We start from the raw sequence: 16,662 nt of genomic DNA on the forward strand, positions 1-16,662 counted from the left end.
GGCGGGACTGTCCGTTTTGCACTGTAAGCGTGCAGCCGTTGCGCCATTTCGGGCGTGGGCGCAATCTTTCGTTTCGCTTGCGCTCATACTGACGGATTATTGACACCCGCCGGCACGTTTCTGGCTGCTATAAATGCGGGAAACATTTCCTGCACAGTGACAAGTTGTTGCGTTGCAACCGGTCATGTTTGTCCTTTATTATCGAATAAGTCAGTTGCATCCGCGCGAATCGATTCCGGCATGGCATGCCGCGACGCCGGCGCCTCCAGTGCTTCGCCCCAGATGTGGGAGCTCTCCATCATGCTTTACCAGCTTTACGAGTTTCAGCGCGCGCTCTTGAACCCCCTTACGGCGTGGGCGCAAGCCGCGTCGAGGTCGTTCGCCAATCCCGCGAGCCCATTCGCTTACGTGCCCGGTGCGTCGCGCTACTCGGCTGCGTACGAGTTGCTGTACCGTCTCGGCAAGGATTACGAAAAACCCGAATTCGATCTTCATCAAATCGTCAAAGACGGCCGTAACATTCCGATCGTCGAGCAAACGATCATCGAAAAACCGTTCTGCCGGTTGTTGCGGTTCAAGCGCTATGCGGATGACAGCGAGGCCGTCGCACAGCTGAAGGACGAGCCCGTCGTGCTCGTCGTCGCGCCGCTCTCGGGCCATCACTCGACGCTTTTGCGCGACACCGTGCGCACGCTCCTGCAGGACCACAAGGTCTACATCACGGACTGGATCGACGCGCGGATGGTGCCGGTCGAAAACGGCCCGTTCCATCTCGACGATTACGTCGCCTACATTCAGGAGTTCATCCGCCACATCGGCGCGAACAATCTGCACGTGCTCGGCGTCTGTCAGCCGACGGTGCCCGTGCTCGCGGCGATCTCGCTGATGGCGAGCCGCGGCGAAGACACGCCGCGCACGATGACGATGATGGGCGGCCCGGTCGATGCGCGCTGCAGTCCCACGTCGGTCAACAACCTCGCGATGCAACGCTCGTACTCGTGGTTCGAGAACAACGTGATCTACACCGTTCCGCCGAACTATCCTGGCGTCGGCCGTCACGTCTATCCGGGCTTCCTGCAGCACGCCGGGTTCGTCGCGATGAACCCGGAGCGGCACGCGGCGTCGCACTGGGACTTCTACCAGAGTCTGCTGCGCGGCGACGAGGAAGACGCCGAAGCGCATCGCCGCTTCTATGACGAATACAACGCGGTGCTCGACATGGCCGCCGAGTACTACCTCGACACGATTCGCATCGTGTTCCAGGAGTTCAGGCTAGCCGAGGGCACCTGGGAGATCGAAGGCGAGCTCGTGCGCCCGGCCGACATCAAAAAGACGGCGCTCTTTACGATCGAGGGCGAGCTCGACGATATCTCGGGCACCGGCCAGACGCGCGCCGCGCATCGGCTCTGTACGGGCCTTCCGGAAGACAAGAAGCGCCATTTCACGGCCGAGAAATGCGGCCATTACGGCATTTTCTCGGGACGCCGTTGGCGCACGATCATTTACCCGCAACTGCGCGACTTCATCCTCGAGAACAACCAGGAAACCACGGTCGCTGCCGAGCCTGTCGAGGCTTGAGACGTCTTGACACGCATTCTCGCGTCGGCCGTTGCTGGCGGTCGGCGCGGGCATTCGAGTCGCGCGGGCCAGCGTAGGTCAGCGCCGCATCAGATAGGCGAGCAGCAGCTCCGTGTTCATGCGGATCATTTCGGCGCGCTCGGCGGGCGTGCTGAAGTCGCGCCCAAGCGTGGCTTGCAACGTGAAGCGGTTCGAAACGATGTAATAGCCGAGCCCCGAAAGCGCCACATAAAAACGCAACGGATCCACGTTCGTGCGGAACAGGCCAGCCCGTTGGCCGCGCTCGAGAATCGACGAAAGCGTGGCGACGATCGGCGAGATCATCTCGCGAATATGCGTCGATTTCTGCATGTAGCGCGCTTCGTGCAAGTTCTCGTTGTTCACGAGCCGCAGCAGATCGGGATGGTCACGATAGTAGTCCCAGACGAAATGGGCGAGCCGCGTGATCGCCTCCACAGGCGCGAGCCCCGACAGATCGAGCGCCCGTTCGGCCTCCGTGAGCGCGCCGAAAGCATGCTCGAGCACCGCCGTGAAGAGCTGCTCCTTGCTGCCGAAGTAGTAGTAGAGCATCCGCTCGTTCGTTTCCGCGCGACGCGCGATCTGATCGACGCGGGCCCCGAACAAGCCACCATTCGCGAACTCTTCGGCCGCCGCGAGCAGAATGCGCCGCCGGGTGCCTTCGGGATCTCTTTTGATTTTCAGCTGATTCATGGTGGCCTTTTGCATATTGAGGGCCCCCAGACCTGGCGCTGAACGCCAAGTCCCCCGAAGGGTCATCCCCCAAAGGGGATTTCCGTGCGGGACGGAATACTGGGGCGGCCCGGCGTTTTCTCGATAGCCGTGTCGTCCGCATCACGCCGCCGGCCCCTCCTTGGACCCGTACGCCGGTGCGTGCGCTGGACGCGCCATTTACCATTACTCGTCGGAGATACCCCCGTGCCTTTTAAGCGGTCATGCGAAAAGCGCTTCGATTATGGCACATGGCTTGCCGATGGCAACCCGGGAAATCGGCGATAATGCGCACTTTGCCCGCGTGTCGCTCACCTTCGGCCCGCTAGGACGGACAAGTGTGCGAAAGCGGCTCGCCGCCGAGCAGGGCCGACCACCCCGAGCTTCGCCGCCGCTTGGCTGGCGGCAAGCGCCACGGGCTGCGTCATGACGTTTCCGAACGTGACCGATAGAAAGACCCTCGCGGATCGCATCGAAGATCTGCTACCTCAGACCCAGTGCACGAAGTGCGGCTACGACGGCTGTCGTCCATACGCCGAAGCCGTCGCGGGCGGTGCCGCCGGCTACAACCAGTGTCCGCCCGGCGGCGCGGAAGGCATTGCGCGGCTCGCCACGCTGCTCGGCAAGCCCGTGATTGCGCTCAACCCCGCCAACGGCGCGGAGCGCCCGCGCCCACTCGCCTTCATCGACGAATCGCTTTGCATCGGCTGCACGCTCTGCATGCAGGCGTGCCCGGTCGATGCCATCGTGGGCGCGCCGAAGCTCATGCATACCGTCGTCGCCGAGCTTTGCACGGGCTGCGACCTCTGCGTCGCCCCCTGCCCCGTCGATTGCATCGCAATGATCCCGGCAACGGGCGAGGCAACCGGATGGCAGGCGTGGAGCGACACTCAAGCGACCGCCGCGCGCGTCCGGCACGACCGGCGACTGGCTCGTCTCGCTCGCGAGCGGGAAGCGGCGGAAGAGCGCGCGGCGGCGCGCCGGGCAGCATCGGTACCCGGTCCCGCGGCGCAGGAAGCGGACACGCCGACCACCGTCGACGATGCCGAGGCGAAAAAGCGCGCCATCATCGAGGCCGCGCTCGAGCGCGCACGCCAGAAGAAGGCCGAGCTGGCCGCTCAAGGTATGGCGCCGAAGAACGTCACCGGTGTTTCGCCGGCGGTGCAAGCCCAGATCGACGCCGCTGAGGCCCGTCGTCGCCGGCTCGGCCTTGGCGGCGAGCCTGCGGCTTCGGACGGTGATGATGCAGCCGACAACAACTCGCGATCCGACACCCGTGATTCGACAACCCACGACAAACCCCGTTAGCCGCCGCGCATGAACGCCACCAAACGCCGTGCCATCTACGAGGCGCTGCAAAGCCTCAACCCGCATCCGACAACCGAGCTCGAATACACGACTCCGTTCGAGCTGCTGATCGCGGTGATGCTCTCGGCGCAGGCAACCGACGTTTCGGTCAATAAGGCGACGCGCAGGATGTACGCGGTCGCAAACACGCCGCAAAAGATGTTGGAGCTCGGCGAGGAAGGGGTCGCCGATTACATCAAGACGATCGGCCTTTACCGCACGAAGGCGAAGAACGTTATCGCGACGTGCCGGATTCTGCTCGAGCAGCACGGCGGCGAAGTGCCCGCGGAGCGCGAAGCGCTCGAGAATCTGCCCGGCGTCGGCCGCAAAACGGCAAACGTCGTGCTCAATACGGCATTCGGTCAGCCGACGATCGCCGTCGACACGCATATCTTTCGCGTCGCGAATCGAACCGGCCTTGCTCCGGGAAAGGACGTGCGTGCCGTGGAGGCCGCACTCGAGAAATTCACGCCACCCGAGTTCCGGCACGACGCCCACCACTGGCTGATCCTGCACGGGCGCTATGTCTGCAAGGCTCGGCGGCCCGAATGCTGGCACTGCGTGATCGAGCCGCTTTGCGAGTACAAGCCGAAGACGCCGCCGCCCGAGCTTTGAGCGGCGGACCGCGCAAGCCGCGGCTCCCGCTACTGATTCGCCTCGAGCGAAACGGCCTCGTCGCGCGCCCCGCCTCCCGAGCGGACCAGCCAGAGCACGGCGCCGAGAACCGAAGCGCCCCCCATCCACTGCAGCCATCCCAGCGTTTCACCGAGCAGCAGCGAGGCGAGCGTCACGGTGACGACGGGCTCGAGCGTCGACAGCATCGATGTGCGCGCCGCGCCCAAGCGGGCAAGGCCGCCGAAGAAGGCGAGCATCGCCGCCACGGTCGAGAGGAGCGCGATGCCGATGACGGCGGCCCAGGCGGCGGACGTGCCGGGCCAGTGCGGCGGCATGCCGGCGGCCGCGCGGGCGATCGAGAGCATGCCGAACATCGCCGCGGCCGCGAGGCAGACGACGGCCGTGGTGGCGAGCGGATCGACGCCGCGCGTGACGCGCGCGCCGATGACGATGTAGAGCGAATAGACGATGGCCGCCGCGAACCCGAGCGCGATGCCGAGCGGCTCACCGTGCCCGCCGCCGACCATCAGCGCAGAGCCCGCGAGACAAAGGACGAGCGCCGCACACTTCACGCGTGTGAGGCGCTCATCGAGCCACATTGCCGCGAGCAGCGTGACGAACGCCGGGTACAGGTAGAGCAGCAGCGCGACGAGGCTGGCCTGCGCGTGCTGCAGCGCGATGAAATAGCAAAGCGATTGACCGAAGTACCCGAATGCGCCCATCGCGGCAATGAAAGCGAGCGCGCGGCCGCGCGGCCAGACTATACCGCGCTGTTTTGCCACGAGCGCGAGGACGATGCCGCCTATGCCGAAGCGTAACGTGAGCAGACCGAGCACGTCGGTGCCGCCGGCATAGGCGTATCGACCGAAAATCGGCATCGCGCCGAACGCGCTGGCCGAGACGGCGACGAGCAACGCGCCGAAGAGTGTCTCGGTGCGGGAAGAAGCGGAAAGGTCGGTCATTTGTTGAAAGCTGACGATACCGGCCCCGGCCGACGACGACGCGGGCGCAGCGGGGTCGCATGCGATAGATGGAGAAAGCGATCGAGCGATTCTAGCCGTTCGAGTGAAGCGGCATGAATGATCCAGGACATCCGAAGGGTCTGCCCGGTGCGATCGCGCACGGGCGTAAAATGGCGGATTCACCTACGTCGCCCCCGGCGCGCACGCGGACTTGGCGCAGCAATCGCCGTTCATGAACGCCGCGCAGCCGCGCACATTTGAAGCGAAGCCCCCTCAAAGATGTTCAATCCGAGCCGCGAAGAAGTCAGACGCTTTTTTACCGAGACCTGGCGCAAGCAACGCGCGGGCGAGATTCTCACGCCGCTCGAGGCCATAGCGGCGGACTGGATCGTCGAGCATCCCGAGTACCACGCCGAACTGTCCGACGAGGCAGCGGCGTCGGCGGCGGAGTACGCGCCGGAAGCGGGAAGGACGAATCCGTTCCTGCACTTGTCGATGCACCTCGCGATCAGCGAGCAGCTTTCGATCGATCAGCCGCCCGGCATCCGGGCGGCGCACGAGCGGCTCGTCGCCCGTCTAGGGTCCACGCACGAGGCGCAGCACGCCATCATGGAATGCCTCGGCGAGACGATCTGGGAAGCGCAGCGTAGCAACATGCCGCCGGACACCGACGCGTATCTGGCCCGCATCGAGCGGCGGGCGTCGCGGGATTGAAAGAGAGAGCGACAGCCGGGCCGATTCATAGCCGAAAGATCGACCCAAAGCAAACGCCCCGCGCGAACGGGGCGTTTATCAGATCAGGTGCGTCGTGCGCGCGGCAACGCGCGTGCCGCTTACTTCTTCTGCACCAAATCCCCTGACAGCGAATCCACATACGCCGCGATGTCCTTCATATCGCTTTGCGAGAGCGACTGCACCTGCGCCTGCATGATCGGATTGTTGCGGCCGAAATTCGGGTTGCCGTTGCCCATCTGGTACTGACGCAGCGCCCAATAGACGTACGACGCATGCTGCCCGGCGAGCTTCGGGTATTCAGGGCTCACCGGCTTATTGAGGCCCGCGCCGTGGCAGGCCGCGCAGTTGTGGCTGTCGACGAGCGTCTTGCCGTTCGACGCGTCGGCGGCGAGAGCCAGATTCGAAGCCACGAGAGCGCCGATGGCGATGGCTGCCCCGGCAGCCTTGATGACCGTCCGAAGGGCCTGGTCAGGCTTGTTCATGAATTCTCCTATCCCGCGAAGTTGGAAGGCTGAAAGCGTCCCGCACAGGGGTCACTTTTCGGGATTGTTCGGCGACGCAGGCGTCTGTGCCGCGTAGTAAGCCGCGATGTCGGCGATGTCCTGGTCCGTCAGCGACGACGCGATCGCATGCATCGTCTGGAAGTGGCGGTCGCCCTTCTTGTAGCCCTGCAACGCGTTCTCGAGGTACTTCTCGTTCTGCCCGCCGAGCTTTGGCACGTCGTACACCTCGGGATAGGCCGTGCGGTAGTCGGAAATGCCGTGACACCCAATGCACATCGCGACCTTGTCGCGCCCCGCCTTCGCGTTGCCGACGACATCGGCAGCGTGGGCAGTCAGCGCAAACCCCGCAAGCACCGCAAGCGTCGCGGTCACGACATGTTTGCCGACGATAGAAGTCATATTCTGTTCAACCTGGCTGAGGGGAAACGAGCGCCCGCTTGACCGCGGCGGGCCACGGCGCGGATCATCGCCACGCCGCCATTCATTGTCGAAATTGCCCCAATAGAGGCCAAAAAAGCGCGGCAATTGTACCGCGACGCTCAGCCGCACGTCCACAAGGCCCGCACCGCCCCTCGCCCCCGGCCGACGCCCCCCGCAAGGCGGGCCGGCGGACGGCCTGCGACATCATGCCGCAGATCGAACCGGCTTCTGCCCTATACTGACCGGAATTTCCCGAGAGAGCGTACCCATGCGTTTCGAAGGCTCGTCGCACTACGTCGCCACCGACGATCTCAAGCTCGCCGTCAATGCCGCCATGACGCTCAAGCGTCCACTGCTGATCAAGGGCGAGCCCGGCACGGGCAAAACGATGCTCGCCGAGGAAGTGGCCGCCTCGCTCGGCATGCCGCTCTTTCAGTGGCACATCAAGTCGACGACGAAAGCGCAACAGGGCCTTTACGAATACGACGCCGTTTCGCGCCTGCGCGATTCACAGCTCGGCGACGAGCGCGTGAAGAACATCGCCAACTACATCGTGAAAGGCGTGCTCTGGCAGGCGTTCGAATCGGAAACGCCTGCCGTGCTGCTCATCGACGAAATCGACAAGGCCGACATCGAGTTTCCGAACGATCTGCTGCGCGAGCTCGACCGCATGGAGTTTCACGTCTATGAAACGCGCGAGATCGTGCGCGCGAAACATCGCCCGCTCGTCGTCATCACGTCGAACAACGAAAAGGAACTGCCCGACGCGTTCCTGCGCCGGTGCTTCTTCCACTACATCAAGTTTCCCGATCCCGCGACGATGCAGCAAATCGTCGATGTGCACTACCCCGGCATCCGGGCGGATCTGCTGCGCGCGGCGCTCGAAAGCTTCTTCGAGCTGCGCAACGTATCGGGCCTGAAAAAGAAGCCCTCGACGTCGGAATTGCTCGACTGGCTCAAGCTTCTGCTCGCCGAAGAGATCCCGCCCGAAGCGCTGCGCTCGCCGGATCACAAGCAGATCGTTCCGCCGCTCGCGGGCGCGTTGCTGAAAAACGAGCAGGACATGAGTCTCTTCGAGCGGCTCGTCTTCATGAATCGTCACAACCGGTAGACCGCGGTTGCGGAGGCGCTCGACGAAGAGCGCGCAAGGTCACGGACACGCGCACGGACGAGCAAAAGCCGCCAGCGCAATGAGCACGGCGAGCGGGACAAAGGAGGACGGGCGGCATGCTGATCGACTTTTTCTATACGCTTCGAGAAGCGCGGCTGCCTGTTTCCGTGAAAGAGTACCTGACGCTGATCGAGGCGCTTCGCGAGCGCGTGATCGCGCCGTCGCTCGACGAGTTCTACTACCTCGCTCGCCTGACGCTCGTGAAGGACGAACGCTACTTCGACAAGTTCGATCAGGCGTTCGCCGCTTACTTTCACGGCGCCGCGGCGCTGACGGAGGCCGCCTTCGACATACCGCCCGAGTGGCTCAAGAAGCGCCTCGAACGCGAGTTCACGGCCGAGGAGAAAGCGCAAGTCGAGGCGATGGGCGGCCTCGACAAGCTGATGGAGCGTCTGAAGCAGCTCTTCGATGAACAGAAGGCGCGCCACGAGGGCGGCAACAAATGGATCGGCACCGGCGGCACGTCGCCATTCGGTCACGGCGGCTACAACCCCGAAGGCGTGCGCATCGGCGGCGAATCGGCCGGCAACCGCACGGCGGTCAAAGTATGGGAAGCGCGCGGTTATCGCGATTACGACGATCAGGTCGAGATCGGCACGCGCAACATCAAGGTCGCGCTGAGGCGCCTGCGCCGCTTCGCGCGCGAAGGAGCGGCCGAAGAACTGGACCTGCCCGACACGATTCGCAGCACGGCGGCCAACGCAGGCTGGCTCGACCTCAAGATGGTGCCTGAACGCCACAACACGGTGAAAGTGCTGATGCTGCTCGATGTGGGCGGGTCGATGGATGATCACATCAAGCGAACCGAGGAGCTGTTCTCGGCGGCGAAAGCCGAATTCAAGCATCTCGAGTTCTACTACTTCCACAACTGCGTCTACGATCACCTCTGGAAGAACAATCGCCGCCGTCACGTCGAACGGATCGCCACCTGGGATGTCCTGCACCGGTTCACGTCCGATTACAAGCTGATCTATGTCGGCGACGCCACGATGAGCCCCTACGAAGTGCTGCAGCCGGGCGGATCCGTCGAGTACAACAACCCAGAAGCGGGCGCCGTCTGGCTGCGCCGCCTCGCCGATCAGTTCCCGCATCACGTATGGCTCAATCCCGAGCCGCAGGGGCTCTGGGAATACCGGCAATCCATCGCGATCATTCGCCAGCTGCTCGGCGATCGCATGTATCCGCTCACGCTCGCCGGACTCGAAGCTGCGATGCGCACACTAAGCAAATAAAAAGGGCCGCAGCTCGCTCTCGTCGGCGAATTGGAGTGCGCGCACGGCGGCTCATTGCAGAAGGCAAACCGCCTCGCGCTCGCCGGGGAATAAAATAGGGGATGTTGGCTGCCGTATGCGGCCCGAATCGCCGCACGGCTGTTGCTCCAAGGCTATCGCTCCGAATTCGAGCGTCCCGTCAACCCGTTACGTTTTTTCGTCAGGGCGCCAGCGCCCGATATCTGCCATGACTAATGCTCTTGACCAACTGAAGCAATTCACGATCGTCGTCGCGGACACCGGCGACTTCCAGCAGCTTGCCCAGTACAAGCCGCGCGACGCCACGACGAACCCCTCGCTGATCCTGAAGGCGGTGCAAAAGGATGCCTACAAGCCGCTGCTGGAGAAAACCGTGCGCGACCATGCCGACAAGCCGGCCCGCGCGATCATCGACGAGCTGCTCGTTGCGTTCGGCTGCGAGATTCTGAAGATCATTCCGGGACGCGTCTCGACGGAAGTGGACGCGCGCCTGTCGTTCGACGCGAAGGGCTCCATCGACAAGGCCCATGAGCTCATCAAGCTCTACGAGGCGGCCGGCATCGGCCGCGAGCGCGTGCTGATCAAGCTCGCATCGACGTGGGAGGGCGTGCGCGCCGCCGAAGTCCTGCAAGAAGAAGGCGTCAACTGCAACATGACCCTGCTCTTCTCGCCGGTGCAGGCAGCCGCTTGCGCGGAAGCGGGCGCGAAGCTGATCTCCCCGTTCGTCGGCCGCATCTACGATTGGTACAAGAAGCAGGCCGGCAGCGAGTGGGATGAAGCGAAAATGGGCGGTGCCAACGATCCCGGTGTGCAGTCGGTGCGGCGCATCTACGCCTACTACAAGAAGTTCGGCTACAAGACGGAAGTCATGGGCGCAAGCTTTCGCACGACGAATCAGATTGTCGAGCTCGCCGGCTGCGACCTGCTGACGATCAGCCCCGATCTTCTGCAAAAACTCTACGAGAGCGACCAGCCCGTCGAACGCAAGCTCTCGGCCGAGGCGCTCGCGAACGAGACTGTCGAACGGATCGCCATCGATGAGCCTGCATTCCGCTATCAGCTCAACGACGATGCGATGGCAACCGAAAAGCTCGCCGAGGGCATTCGCACATTCGCGGCCGATGCGGTCAAGCTCGAAAAACTGATCGAAGCACTGCGTTGATGCGGCACGCTGGTGAGCGCGGCCCATCGGCAAAGTCAGCTTGAGTGCGATGCGCGGCTGTCAATGCAGCCGCGCGAGCGCGGAGCGTCGCTCGATGTTCCACTGAATTTCGCTTTCCGCGAGCAAGTCGCGCAGGCGATCGACCTGCTCGGCGAAACCTTGGGCGATCCACTCCTGCCCTTTGAGGCCTTCCGCGTCGCCAAGAACGATGGTCGCCGCACCGGCAGGCCAACTGCCCGTCGTTTGCAATCGCGCTTGCGACTCGGAGCCGAAGCGCAGTGCACGAGCCATCGCGAGCAGCGTCGCGCGCACCGCGTAGACCTGCGGGTCACGCTTGCCTGAGCCGATCGCCGACGCTGCGCGCTCCGGCTCGGCAAGCGCCGCTGTCGAAAGCATCTCGAGCGCGCTCAGCATCGATCGGTGGAGCCGCTGCACGGCCTCGAGCTGCTTGATGGGCGTATCGATCTCTTTCGCTACCGATGGCATCAGCGAGCGCAGCTTGACGAGCCGCTCGCCGAGCCCCGCGAACGCGGTCAGCTGCTCGCCCGAGTCGATCGCCGCGCCGGTGGCGATGCGGGAATAGATCCGAGCGCATTCGCGCAGATTGCGCGCGAGCAGGTAGCGCCACGAGTACGTCGCATAAAGCGGCAGGGCAAACGAAAAAACGAGCGCAACCGCAATGCCGACAAGTACGTTCAACACGCGCCAGAGGCCCGTGGCGATCGAATTGTCGCCATGTCCGGCGACGATGAGCATGGTGATCGCCGTCAACAGCGCGATATAGCCAGGCCGCCCGATCGCGAAATACCCGCAAATGCCGGCGGCTATCGACATCAGCACATAGGTGAGCGTCGTTGATCCGACGAGATCCAGCTGGATCAGCATGGCGAGACCGACGACCGCCCCGAGCGCCGTCCCCAGTGCGCGCTCGGCGGCCCGCTTGCGAATATTGCCTTGATGCTGGAGCCCGCCGATGACGACGAGGACCGTCACGGACGCCCAGATGCCGTTCGGCACGTCGATGCCTGTCGTCAACAGGATCGACACGAGCATCGCCAAGCCGACGCGCACCGCGTGCAACACCTTCGCGTACCGGTAGCGGTAGTACGGCGAATTGATCGCACGCGCCGCACGGGCGACGAGGATTTGGGGACTGAGAAGAGCGGCCATGGCCGCTCATTGTCGACGAAAGCCGGTCCGTCGTCGAGCGATGCGGGCAGTCCCCGGAGCACGCCGCCACCTCGCTGCTGCGGCGGCGCTCGGGGACGCGATGTTTCTTTAGCTCTCGAGTACGTCGAGATAGTCTTCCGGCCGCGTGCGATCCTCGCTGGCCGCCATGCCGGCAACCCGCACGACGACGCTCACGACCACCGCCACGATGAGGTTCAGGATCAGCGACCAGAGCGCCGCGTAGCCCGGAATCGCGACACTGCCGAGATGGATCGTGTAGATCGAGCTCGTCAGCTTGAGTGTGGCCGCCATCCATGTTCCCGAGACAATGCCGACGGCCCAACCGGCGAGGAGCCCCCGGTAGTCGAGCTTGCGCGTATAGAGTCCCAGCACGATCGCGGGCAGCGTCTGAATGATCCAGATGCCGCCGAGCAGCTGGAGCTGAATCGCGAACTTGAGCGGCAAGCCGATGATGAAGACGAGCGCCCCCACCTTCACGACGAGCGAGACGAGCTTCGCGACATGCGTCTCCTGCTCGTGCGACATGTTGCGATTGACGAACTCGCGATGGATGTTGCGCGTGTAGAGATTGGACGCGGCGATCGACATGATCGCGGCCGGCACGAGCGCGCCGATGCCGATCGCCGCGAATGCCAGGCCGACGAACCACGACGGGAAGAAGTGAAGGAACAGCGCGGGCACGGCGAAGTTGGGGCCGAACGCCTTGAAGTACGGCTGGAATTCCGGCATGTTCTGCACGCCCGAGGCCAGCGCCATGAAGCCCAACAGCGCGAGCAGGCCCAGCACGAGCGAGTACGCGGGCAGCATCGCCATGTTGCGGCGCAAGGCGTTGCCGGATGACGACGACAGGACCGCCGTGACCGAGTGGGGATAAAGGAAGAGCGCGAAGGCCGAACCCACCGCCAGCGTGGCGTAAGCGGAGAACCCGTTCATGCTCGCCGCGTCGGGCGCCTTCAGCAGGACCTTGGCCGGCGGCACGGAGGCGAAGATATGGCTGAAGCCGCCCAGTTGCACCGGCACGACGATGATTGCCGCAATGATCGTGATGTAGATGAGAAGATCCTTCACGATGGCGATCATGGCCGGCGCACGCAGCCCCGACGTATAGGTGTAGGCGGCGAGAATCGCAAACGCGATGATGAGCGGAAGGTCGCCGGCAAAGCCCGACGTATCGAATCCGAGCGCGCCGATGACAACCTCGATGCCGACGAGCTGCAGTGCGATGTAGGGCATCGTCGCGATGATGCCCGTGACCGCGATGGCCAACGCAAGCATGCGGCTGCCGTGGCGCGCACTGACGAAGTCGGCGGCCGTCACGTAGCCATGGCGCTTCGCCACGCTCCAGAGCTTCGGCAGCACGAGGAAGCCGAACGGATAGATCAGAATCGTATACGGCACGGCGAAAAAGCCCATTGCCCCGGCGCCGAAGACGAGCGCCGGCACGGCAACGAACGTATAGGCCGTATAAAGATCCCCGCCAACGAGGAACCAGGTAACGATCGTGCCGAAGCGCCGGCCGCCGAGCCCCCACTCCTCGAGATGGGCCAGGTCGCCGCGCCGCCAGTGCGCGGCGACGAAGCCGAGAACCGTGATGGCAAGAAAAAAGAAGACGAAGACGCCAGTAGCGGTCGCGTTCATTGCGCGCCCCCTTTGCCTTGGGAGGCCGGGCCGCTGGAACGCGGCTTGGTCCTGAAGTAGACGAAGCCGGTGATGACCGCACTCACGAGCACCCAGAACAGCTGGTACCAGTAGAAGAACGGAAATCCCCACAGCTGCGGGTCCATGCTGTTGTAGGACGGTACCCAGATCATCGCGATCCAGGGAAGAACCAGCAGCCAGAGCCAGCGTTTGGCGGCTCGTTGAGCGTCGGCGTGATGAGCCATGACGTCTCCTCTTTTACTCGTTATCGAACCTGCTACCCGTATCGACCCATGTCGGGCCGGACCTGCTTACAGCAGCCTTCCGGCCTCTCAAAAGTCTGGCAAGAGTATAGGAGTGCCACACCGACGGTCAAGCAGGGCGGACCCGGGGCGTCCGGCCCGGCTCGGGGCAGCCGAAAGGGTGTCGGCATGCGGCGCTTCCGGTCTGCGCCGGATTTAGATCTCGAAAAAGTCCGGTTTTTTGCCGAGCGAGGCGACGAGTCCCTTGACCCACTTGCGCGCCGGCAGGCCGAGTTTCTCTTCGATCAGCTTCGCGCGAGTCTCGAGCGCGGCGAATGGTACGCAAAGCGCCGGTCCCGAGAACGCGAGCGCGATGCGGTTGCCCTCGTGGACCTCGGGCAGCGCGATCACGCGGCCTTCGAAGGCTGTCTTCAGATGCTTCATGTTGCGCACGAAGCTCGGGTGATCGCCGAAGAGGTTGATCGTCGCGACGCCCGCTTCGGTCAGACATGCGCGCGCGGCGCGATAGAAAGCGACGCTATCGAGCACCGGTCCACGGGCCGTGGCGTCGTAGAGGTCGATTTGCAGCGCGCCGATGGTGCCGTGATTGGCGCGATCGTTGACGAAATCCCAGGCATCGGCTTCGTGGACGCTCAATCGGGCATCGTCAGGCGGCAATGCGAACATGGTCCGCGCCGCCACGACGACGGCCGGGTTCAGCTCGACCGCGTCCACGCGGGCACGCGGCAGGAAGCGATGGGCGAACTTCGTCAGCGCCGCCGCTCCGAGGCCCAGTTGCACGATGCGCTTCGGCGTCTCGAGAAAGAGCAGCCATGCCATCATCTGCTGCGCATACTCGAGCTCGATATGGTCGGGCTTCCGGAGCCGCATCGCCCCTTGCACCCATTCGGTACCGAAATGCAGATAGCGGACGCCACCCTCTTCCGAGAATGTCACGGGAGCGAAGCGGGGCTTGCGTGGTATGTCGATACGAGGACCGGCATCGACATCGAGCGCCGGTTTGCCGTTCGCGCGTTTGAGCTTTCGCGTCGAGGCGGTGTCGTCGTGAATCCGGGTCTTGCCGCTGCGGCGGAACGCGCGCGCTTCAGCCGAAGCACGCTTGATGAGGTTCGTCATGGGATCGTGGTGGCGCTGCGTCGCGCCTCGTTGGAACGGACGAGAGAATAGCAGCCTCGCTCAGGCGCCGCCGCTCGTCGCCGCCAGACCTTGCCGCAACAACTCGTCGAGCAAGCCTGTCATGCCCTCCGGGTGAGTGGCGGCCCGCTCCTTGAGCATGCGCACCAACTCGCCATCGAGCTTGCAGGCAAATGGCACGAGCCCTTTTTCCTGATCTAGTTTTCGCTGCTCACGCCGGCCGAGCGGCGCGTCGGCCGCTCCCTTGCCGAAACGTTCGGAGCGGGTCTGCTTCATCGAGTGGGTTAGTTTCAGCGCCTTGTTTTTTTCAAGGTCGGTTTTCTTCATTGCCATGCCGTAAAGCTCCGTCGTCCTAATCGGGAAGTCTGCATCGAGTCAGTCAAATCATTCACGATCCGCTCGGCCGGCGGAACTCGTTTTCCACCCAGCTCGCGGCGCTCGCCTTGCTGAGCTTGAAGTTCGCCGCCACCTGCACCTGAGCCAGCTGCTCCCCAAGGGCGTCAAGGGCAGTCAGCAGCGCATAAGGCTCGTTCTCGTCGGGAACGATGTCCAGCGTGATTTCCAATTCGCCATCGCCTGTTGCCGCCGGCACCGTCAGGCTCTTATGCAACTGCGCGCGAAGCTGCTGCTCATGTCGGCGCAATACCTCTGACGCCGTCTTCACGAGCGTATTGAACGCTGAAGCATCGAGCGGCTTCGGATCCTTCTTGTTGCGCCCCATCGTCCATGGACCGACAAGCGCGGGCTCAGGCTCACCGTCCTTGATCATTTCGACGGCCCACCCATCGTCGTCCTCGTTCTTGATGACGCGCGCGGTCCAGCCGCCGTCGCGCCACAGACCGTCCTCGTGCAGCGTTTCAGGGGTTTCCGAGACATGGCTTTCAGCGGCGGAATCGGCAGTCAGATCGGTGGCGGGATCGGATGATAGAACGGACTTATCGGTCATTGCAGGGCGGCGATTTCGTGGGAGGCATTGGGTACGAAGCACGCCATTTTAGCTGTCCGGCAAGCAGCATATGCACCCCTATGACGAACGGATGATCCATCTCGGCGTTTTGCACCCGTCCGCCGATACAATGATTCGATGCGGATGTTCTCGCAGGTCGACCAAACGGACCCGGAGAGTGCGATGGATGGCGATACCACGAATGCCCGATCCGACTGGATCTCCCGTTCGGAATCGACCGGCGGAGTAGAACGCATCGAAGCCTTCTTCCATGGCAACGCGTACTCGATGCATCGGCACGATACTTATGCCATTGGTGTGACTCTCGCCGGCGTCCAGTGCTTTCATTATCGGCGCAGCTTGCGCAGCAGTCTGCCGGGTCAGACGATGGTCCTGCATCCGGATGAAGCGCACGACGGTCAGGCTGGCACGCGTGAGGGATTTCGTTATCAGATGATTTACGTACAGCCCGCCGCGATCCAGCAATTCCTCGGTGGCCAGCCCCTACCGTTCGTCGAAGGCGGCGTCACGAACGATCCTCGCCTGTTCGAAGCGACGAAGACAGCGCTGCGCCAGTTGCGCGGCAAAGCGGAGCCGCTCGAACGAGACGATGCGCTCGCCGGTCTCGCGCTCGCGCTGAATTGCGCGTCGGGCGCGCGACCGACGCGTAAGTCCGCGGATTTCGCGGCGGCGCAACGGGCGCGGGAATATCTGGACGCCTCTTGCACCCGCGCCGTCACGCTAGATGAACTTGCCGCGGTCAGCGGACAGGACCGCTGGAGCCTGTCGCGCGATTTCCGAACCTTTTACGGCACCAGTCCTTATCACTACCTGATCATGCGCCGGCTCGACGCGTCGCGCGCGATGATGCTGCGTGGCCTTTCCCTCGTGGACACGGCGGCCGCTGCCGGCTTTGCCGACCAGAGCCACATGACGCGGCATTTTCGCGACGCATACGGACTCCCTCCCGCACGTTGGCTTGCAATGATGCGCGCTCGCCGCGCCGGCTAGCGCAGAG

Annotated in this window: 18 protein-coding genes; 8 read left to right on the forward strand and 10 right to left on the reverse strand. The window is 63.7% G+C overall.

Annotation, left to right across the window (positions count from 1 at the left end; translation table 11 throughout):
* Positions 1-300: 300 nt before the first annotated feature.
* Positions 301-1,578 (forward strand): polyhydroxyalkanoate depolymerase, encoded by a 1,278-nt coding sequence (locus tag C9I57_RS16930; RefSeq protein WP_107152054.1) that lies wholly within the window; start codon positions 301-303, stop codon positions 1,576-1,578.
* Positions 1,579-1,656: 78 nt separating this feature from the next.
* Here C9I57_RS16930 and C9I57_RS16935 read toward each other — a convergent pair whose 3' ends face one another.
* Complete coding sequence (locus C9I57_RS16935; RefSeq protein ID WP_026230099.1) at positions 1,657-2,289, reverse strand: TetR/AcrR family transcriptional regulator; 633 nt, start codon at positions 2,287-2,289, stop codon at positions 1,657-1,659.
* A gap of 417 nt (positions 2,290-2,706) precedes the next feature.
* On the opposite strand from C9I57_RS16935, the gene rsxB reads away from it, so the two are divergent.
* The gene (gene rsxB / locus C9I57_RS16940; protein WP_258187705.1) at positions 2,707-3,615 is read left to right on the forward strand and encodes an electron transport complex subunit RsxB; all 909 of its coding nucleotides are present in this window, start codon (positions 2,707-2,709) and stop codon (positions 3,613-3,615) included.
* 9 nt (positions 3,616-3,624) lie between these two features.
* Complete coding sequence (gene nth, locus C9I57_RS16945; RefSeq protein WP_107151817.1) at positions 3,625-4,269, forward strand: endonuclease III; 645 nt, start codon at positions 3,625-3,627, stop codon at positions 4,267-4,269.
* Between the two features lie 29 nt (positions 4,270-4,298).
* Here the strand turns inward: nth and C9I57_RS16950 are convergent, their stop codons facing one another.
* Positions 4,299-5,231 carry a DMT family transporter gene (locus tag C9I57_RS16950; protein ID WP_107151818.1) on the reverse strand — a complete coding sequence of 311 codons (933 nt, stop codon included), beginning with the start codon at positions 5,229-5,231 and terminating at the stop codon, positions 4,299-4,301.
* Positions 5,232-5,510: 279 nt separating this feature from the next.
* Between C9I57_RS16950 and C9I57_RS16955 the strand changes: the two genes are divergently transcribed.
* Positions 5,511-5,945, forward strand: coding sequence for a DUF1841 family protein (locus C9I57_RS16955; RefSeq protein WP_107151819.1), 435 nt, complete (start codon positions 5,511-5,513; stop codon positions 5,943-5,945).
* Positions 5,946-6,064: 119 nt separating this feature from the next.
* Here the strand turns inward: C9I57_RS16955 and C9I57_RS16960 are convergent, their stop codons facing one another.
* A complete protein-coding gene (locus C9I57_RS16960) occupies positions 6,065-6,448 on the reverse strand; it encodes a c-type cytochrome (RefSeq protein WP_107151820.1) in 384 nt (127 codons plus the stop codon).
* A 51-nt stretch (positions 6,449-6,499) separates the two neighbouring features.
* Positions 6,500-6,868, reverse strand: a complete 369-nt coding sequence (locus C9I57_RS16965; RefSeq protein ID WP_107152055.1) for a c-type cytochrome — start codon at positions 6,866-6,868, stop codon at positions 6,500-6,502.
* Positions 6,869-7,157: 289 nt separating this feature from the next.
* On the opposite strand from C9I57_RS16965, the gene C9I57_RS16970 reads away from it, so the two are divergent.
* From C9I57_RS16970 to tal, 3 genes are all read left to right on the forward strand, one after another.
* Positions 7,158-8,000 carry an AAA family ATPase gene (locus C9I57_RS16970; protein WP_107151821.1) on the forward strand — a complete coding sequence of 281 codons (843 nt, stop codon included), beginning with the start codon at positions 7,158-7,160 and terminating at the stop codon, positions 7,998-8,000.
* 116 nt (positions 8,001-8,116) lie between these two features.
* Complete coding sequence (locus C9I57_RS16975; RefSeq protein ID WP_107151822.1) at positions 8,117-9,292, forward strand: vWA domain-containing protein; 1,176 nt, start codon at positions 8,117-8,119, stop codon at positions 9,290-9,292.
* Between the two features lie 226 nt (positions 9,293-9,518).
* Complete coding sequence (tal, locus tag C9I57_RS16980; RefSeq protein ID WP_107151823.1) at positions 9,519-10,472, forward strand: transaldolase; 954 nt, start codon at positions 9,519-9,521, stop codon at positions 10,470-10,472.
* 60 nt (positions 10,473-10,532) lie between these two features.
* On the opposite strand, the gene C9I57_RS16985 is transcribed toward tal, so the two are convergent.
* From C9I57_RS16985 to C9I57_RS17010, 6 genes are all read right to left on the reverse strand, one after another.
* Positions 10,533-11,642, reverse strand: a complete 1,110-nt coding sequence (locus C9I57_RS16985; RefSeq protein ID WP_107151824.1) for an FUSC family protein — start codon at positions 11,640-11,642, stop codon at positions 10,533-10,535.
* A gap of 108 nt (positions 11,643-11,750) precedes the next feature.
* Positions 11,751-13,301 carry a monocarboxylate uptake permease MctP gene (gene mctP, locus C9I57_RS16990; RefSeq protein ID WP_107151825.1) on the reverse strand — a complete coding sequence of 517 codons (1,551 nt, stop codon included), beginning with the start codon at positions 13,299-13,301 and terminating at the stop codon, positions 11,751-11,753.
* Positions 13,298-13,546 carry a DUF3311 domain-containing protein gene (locus tag C9I57_RS16995; RefSeq protein ID WP_107151826.1) on the reverse strand — a complete coding sequence of 83 codons (249 nt, stop codon included), beginning with the start codon at positions 13,544-13,546 and terminating at the stop codon, positions 13,298-13,300. Before C9I57_RS16995 ends, mctP begins: the two co-directional genes overlap by 4 nt.
* A gap of 213 nt (positions 13,547-13,759) precedes the next feature.
* Entirely contained in the window at positions 13,760-14,680 is a 921-nt protein-coding gene (locus C9I57_RS17000) for a spermidine synthase (RefSeq protein WP_107151827.1), read from the reverse strand.
* A gap of 60 nt (positions 14,681-14,740) precedes the next feature.
* The gene (locus C9I57_RS17005) at positions 14,741-15,031 is read right to left on the reverse strand and encodes a hypothetical protein (RefSeq protein ID WP_107151828.1); all 291 of its coding nucleotides are present in this window, start codon (positions 15,029-15,031) and stop codon (positions 14,741-14,743) included.
* A 55-nt stretch (positions 15,032-15,086) separates the two neighbouring features.
* Positions 15,087-15,644, reverse strand: a complete 558-nt coding sequence (locus tag C9I57_RS17010; protein ID WP_181321861.1) for a hypothetical protein — start codon at positions 15,642-15,644, stop codon at positions 15,087-15,089.
* A gap of 183 nt (positions 15,645-15,827) precedes the next feature.
* Here C9I57_RS17010 and C9I57_RS17015 point away from each other — a divergent pair, with 183 nt between their 5' ends.
* Entirely contained in the window at positions 15,828-16,655 is an 828-nt protein-coding gene (locus C9I57_RS17015; protein WP_107152057.1) for an AraC family transcriptional regulator, read from the forward strand.
* Positions 16,656-16,662 lie beyond the last annotated feature (7 nt).

The sequence above is a fragment of the Trinickia symbiotica genome, assembly GCF_003028655.1.
Taxonomy (GTDB): Bacteria; Pseudomonadota; Gammaproteobacteria; order Burkholderiales; family Burkholderiaceae; genus Trinickia; species Trinickia symbiotica_A.

Coding starts and splice junctions, on each gene's coding strand:
- C9I57_RS16930 (WP_107152054.1), top strand. CDS start 301: ATGCTTTACCAGCTTTACGAGTTTCAGCGCGCGCTCTTGAACCCCCTT.
- C9I57_RS16935 (WP_026230099.1), bottom strand. CDS start 2,289: ATGAATCAGCTGAAAATCAAAAGAGATCCCGAAGGCACCCGGCGGCGC.
- nth (WP_107151817.1), top strand. CDS start 3,625: ATGAACGCCACCAAACGCCGTGCCATCTACGAGGCGCTGCAAAGCCTC.
- C9I57_RS16950 (WP_107151818.1), bottom strand. CDS start 5,231: ATGACCGACCTTTCCGCTTCTTCCCGCACCGAGACACTCTTCGGCGCG.
- C9I57_RS16955 (WP_107151819.1), top strand. CDS start 5,511: ATGTTCAATCCGAGCCGCGAAGAAGTCAGACGCTTTTTTACCGAGACC.
- C9I57_RS16960 (WP_107151820.1), bottom strand. CDS start 6,448: ATGAACAAGCCTGACCAGGCCCTTCGGACGGTCATCAAGGCTGCCGGG.
- C9I57_RS16965 (WP_107152055.1), bottom strand. CDS start 6,868: ATGACTTCTATCGTCGGCAAACATGTCGTGACCGCGACGCTTGCGGTG.
- C9I57_RS16970 (WP_107151821.1), top strand. CDS start 7,158: ATGCGTTTCGAAGGCTCGTCGCACTACGTCGCCACCGACGATCTCAAG.
- C9I57_RS16975 (WP_107151822.1), top strand. CDS start 8,117: ATGCTGATCGACTTTTTCTATACGCTTCGAGAAGCGCGGCTGCCTGTT.
- tal (WP_107151823.1), top strand. CDS start 9,519: ATGACTAATGCTCTTGACCAACTGAAGCAATTCACGATCGTCGTCGCG.
- C9I57_RS16985 (WP_107151824.1), bottom strand. CDS start 11,642: ATGGCCGCTCTTCTCAGTCCCCAAATCCTCGTCGCCCGTGCGGCGCGT.
- mctP (WP_107151825.1), bottom strand. CDS start 13,301: ATGAACGCGACCGCTACTGGCGTCTTCGTCTTCTTTTTTCTTGCCATC.
- C9I57_RS16995 (WP_107151826.1), bottom strand. CDS start 13,546: ATGGCTCATCACGCCGACGCTCAACGAGCCGCCAAACGCTGGCTCTGG.
- C9I57_RS17000 (WP_107151827.1), bottom strand. CDS start 14,680: ATGACGAACCTCATCAAGCGTGCTTCGGCTGAAGCGCGCGCGTTCCGC.
- C9I57_RS17005 (WP_107151828.1), bottom strand. CDS start 15,031: ATGGCAATGAAGAAAACCGACCTTGAAAAAAACAAGGCGCTGAAACTA.
- C9I57_RS17010 (WP_181321861.1), bottom strand. CDS start 15,644: ATGACCGATAAGTCCGTTCTATCATCCGATCCCGCCACCGATCTGACT.
- C9I57_RS17015 (WP_107152057.1), top strand. CDS start 15,828: ATGGATGGCGATACCACGAATGCCCGATCCGACTGGATCTCCCGTTCG.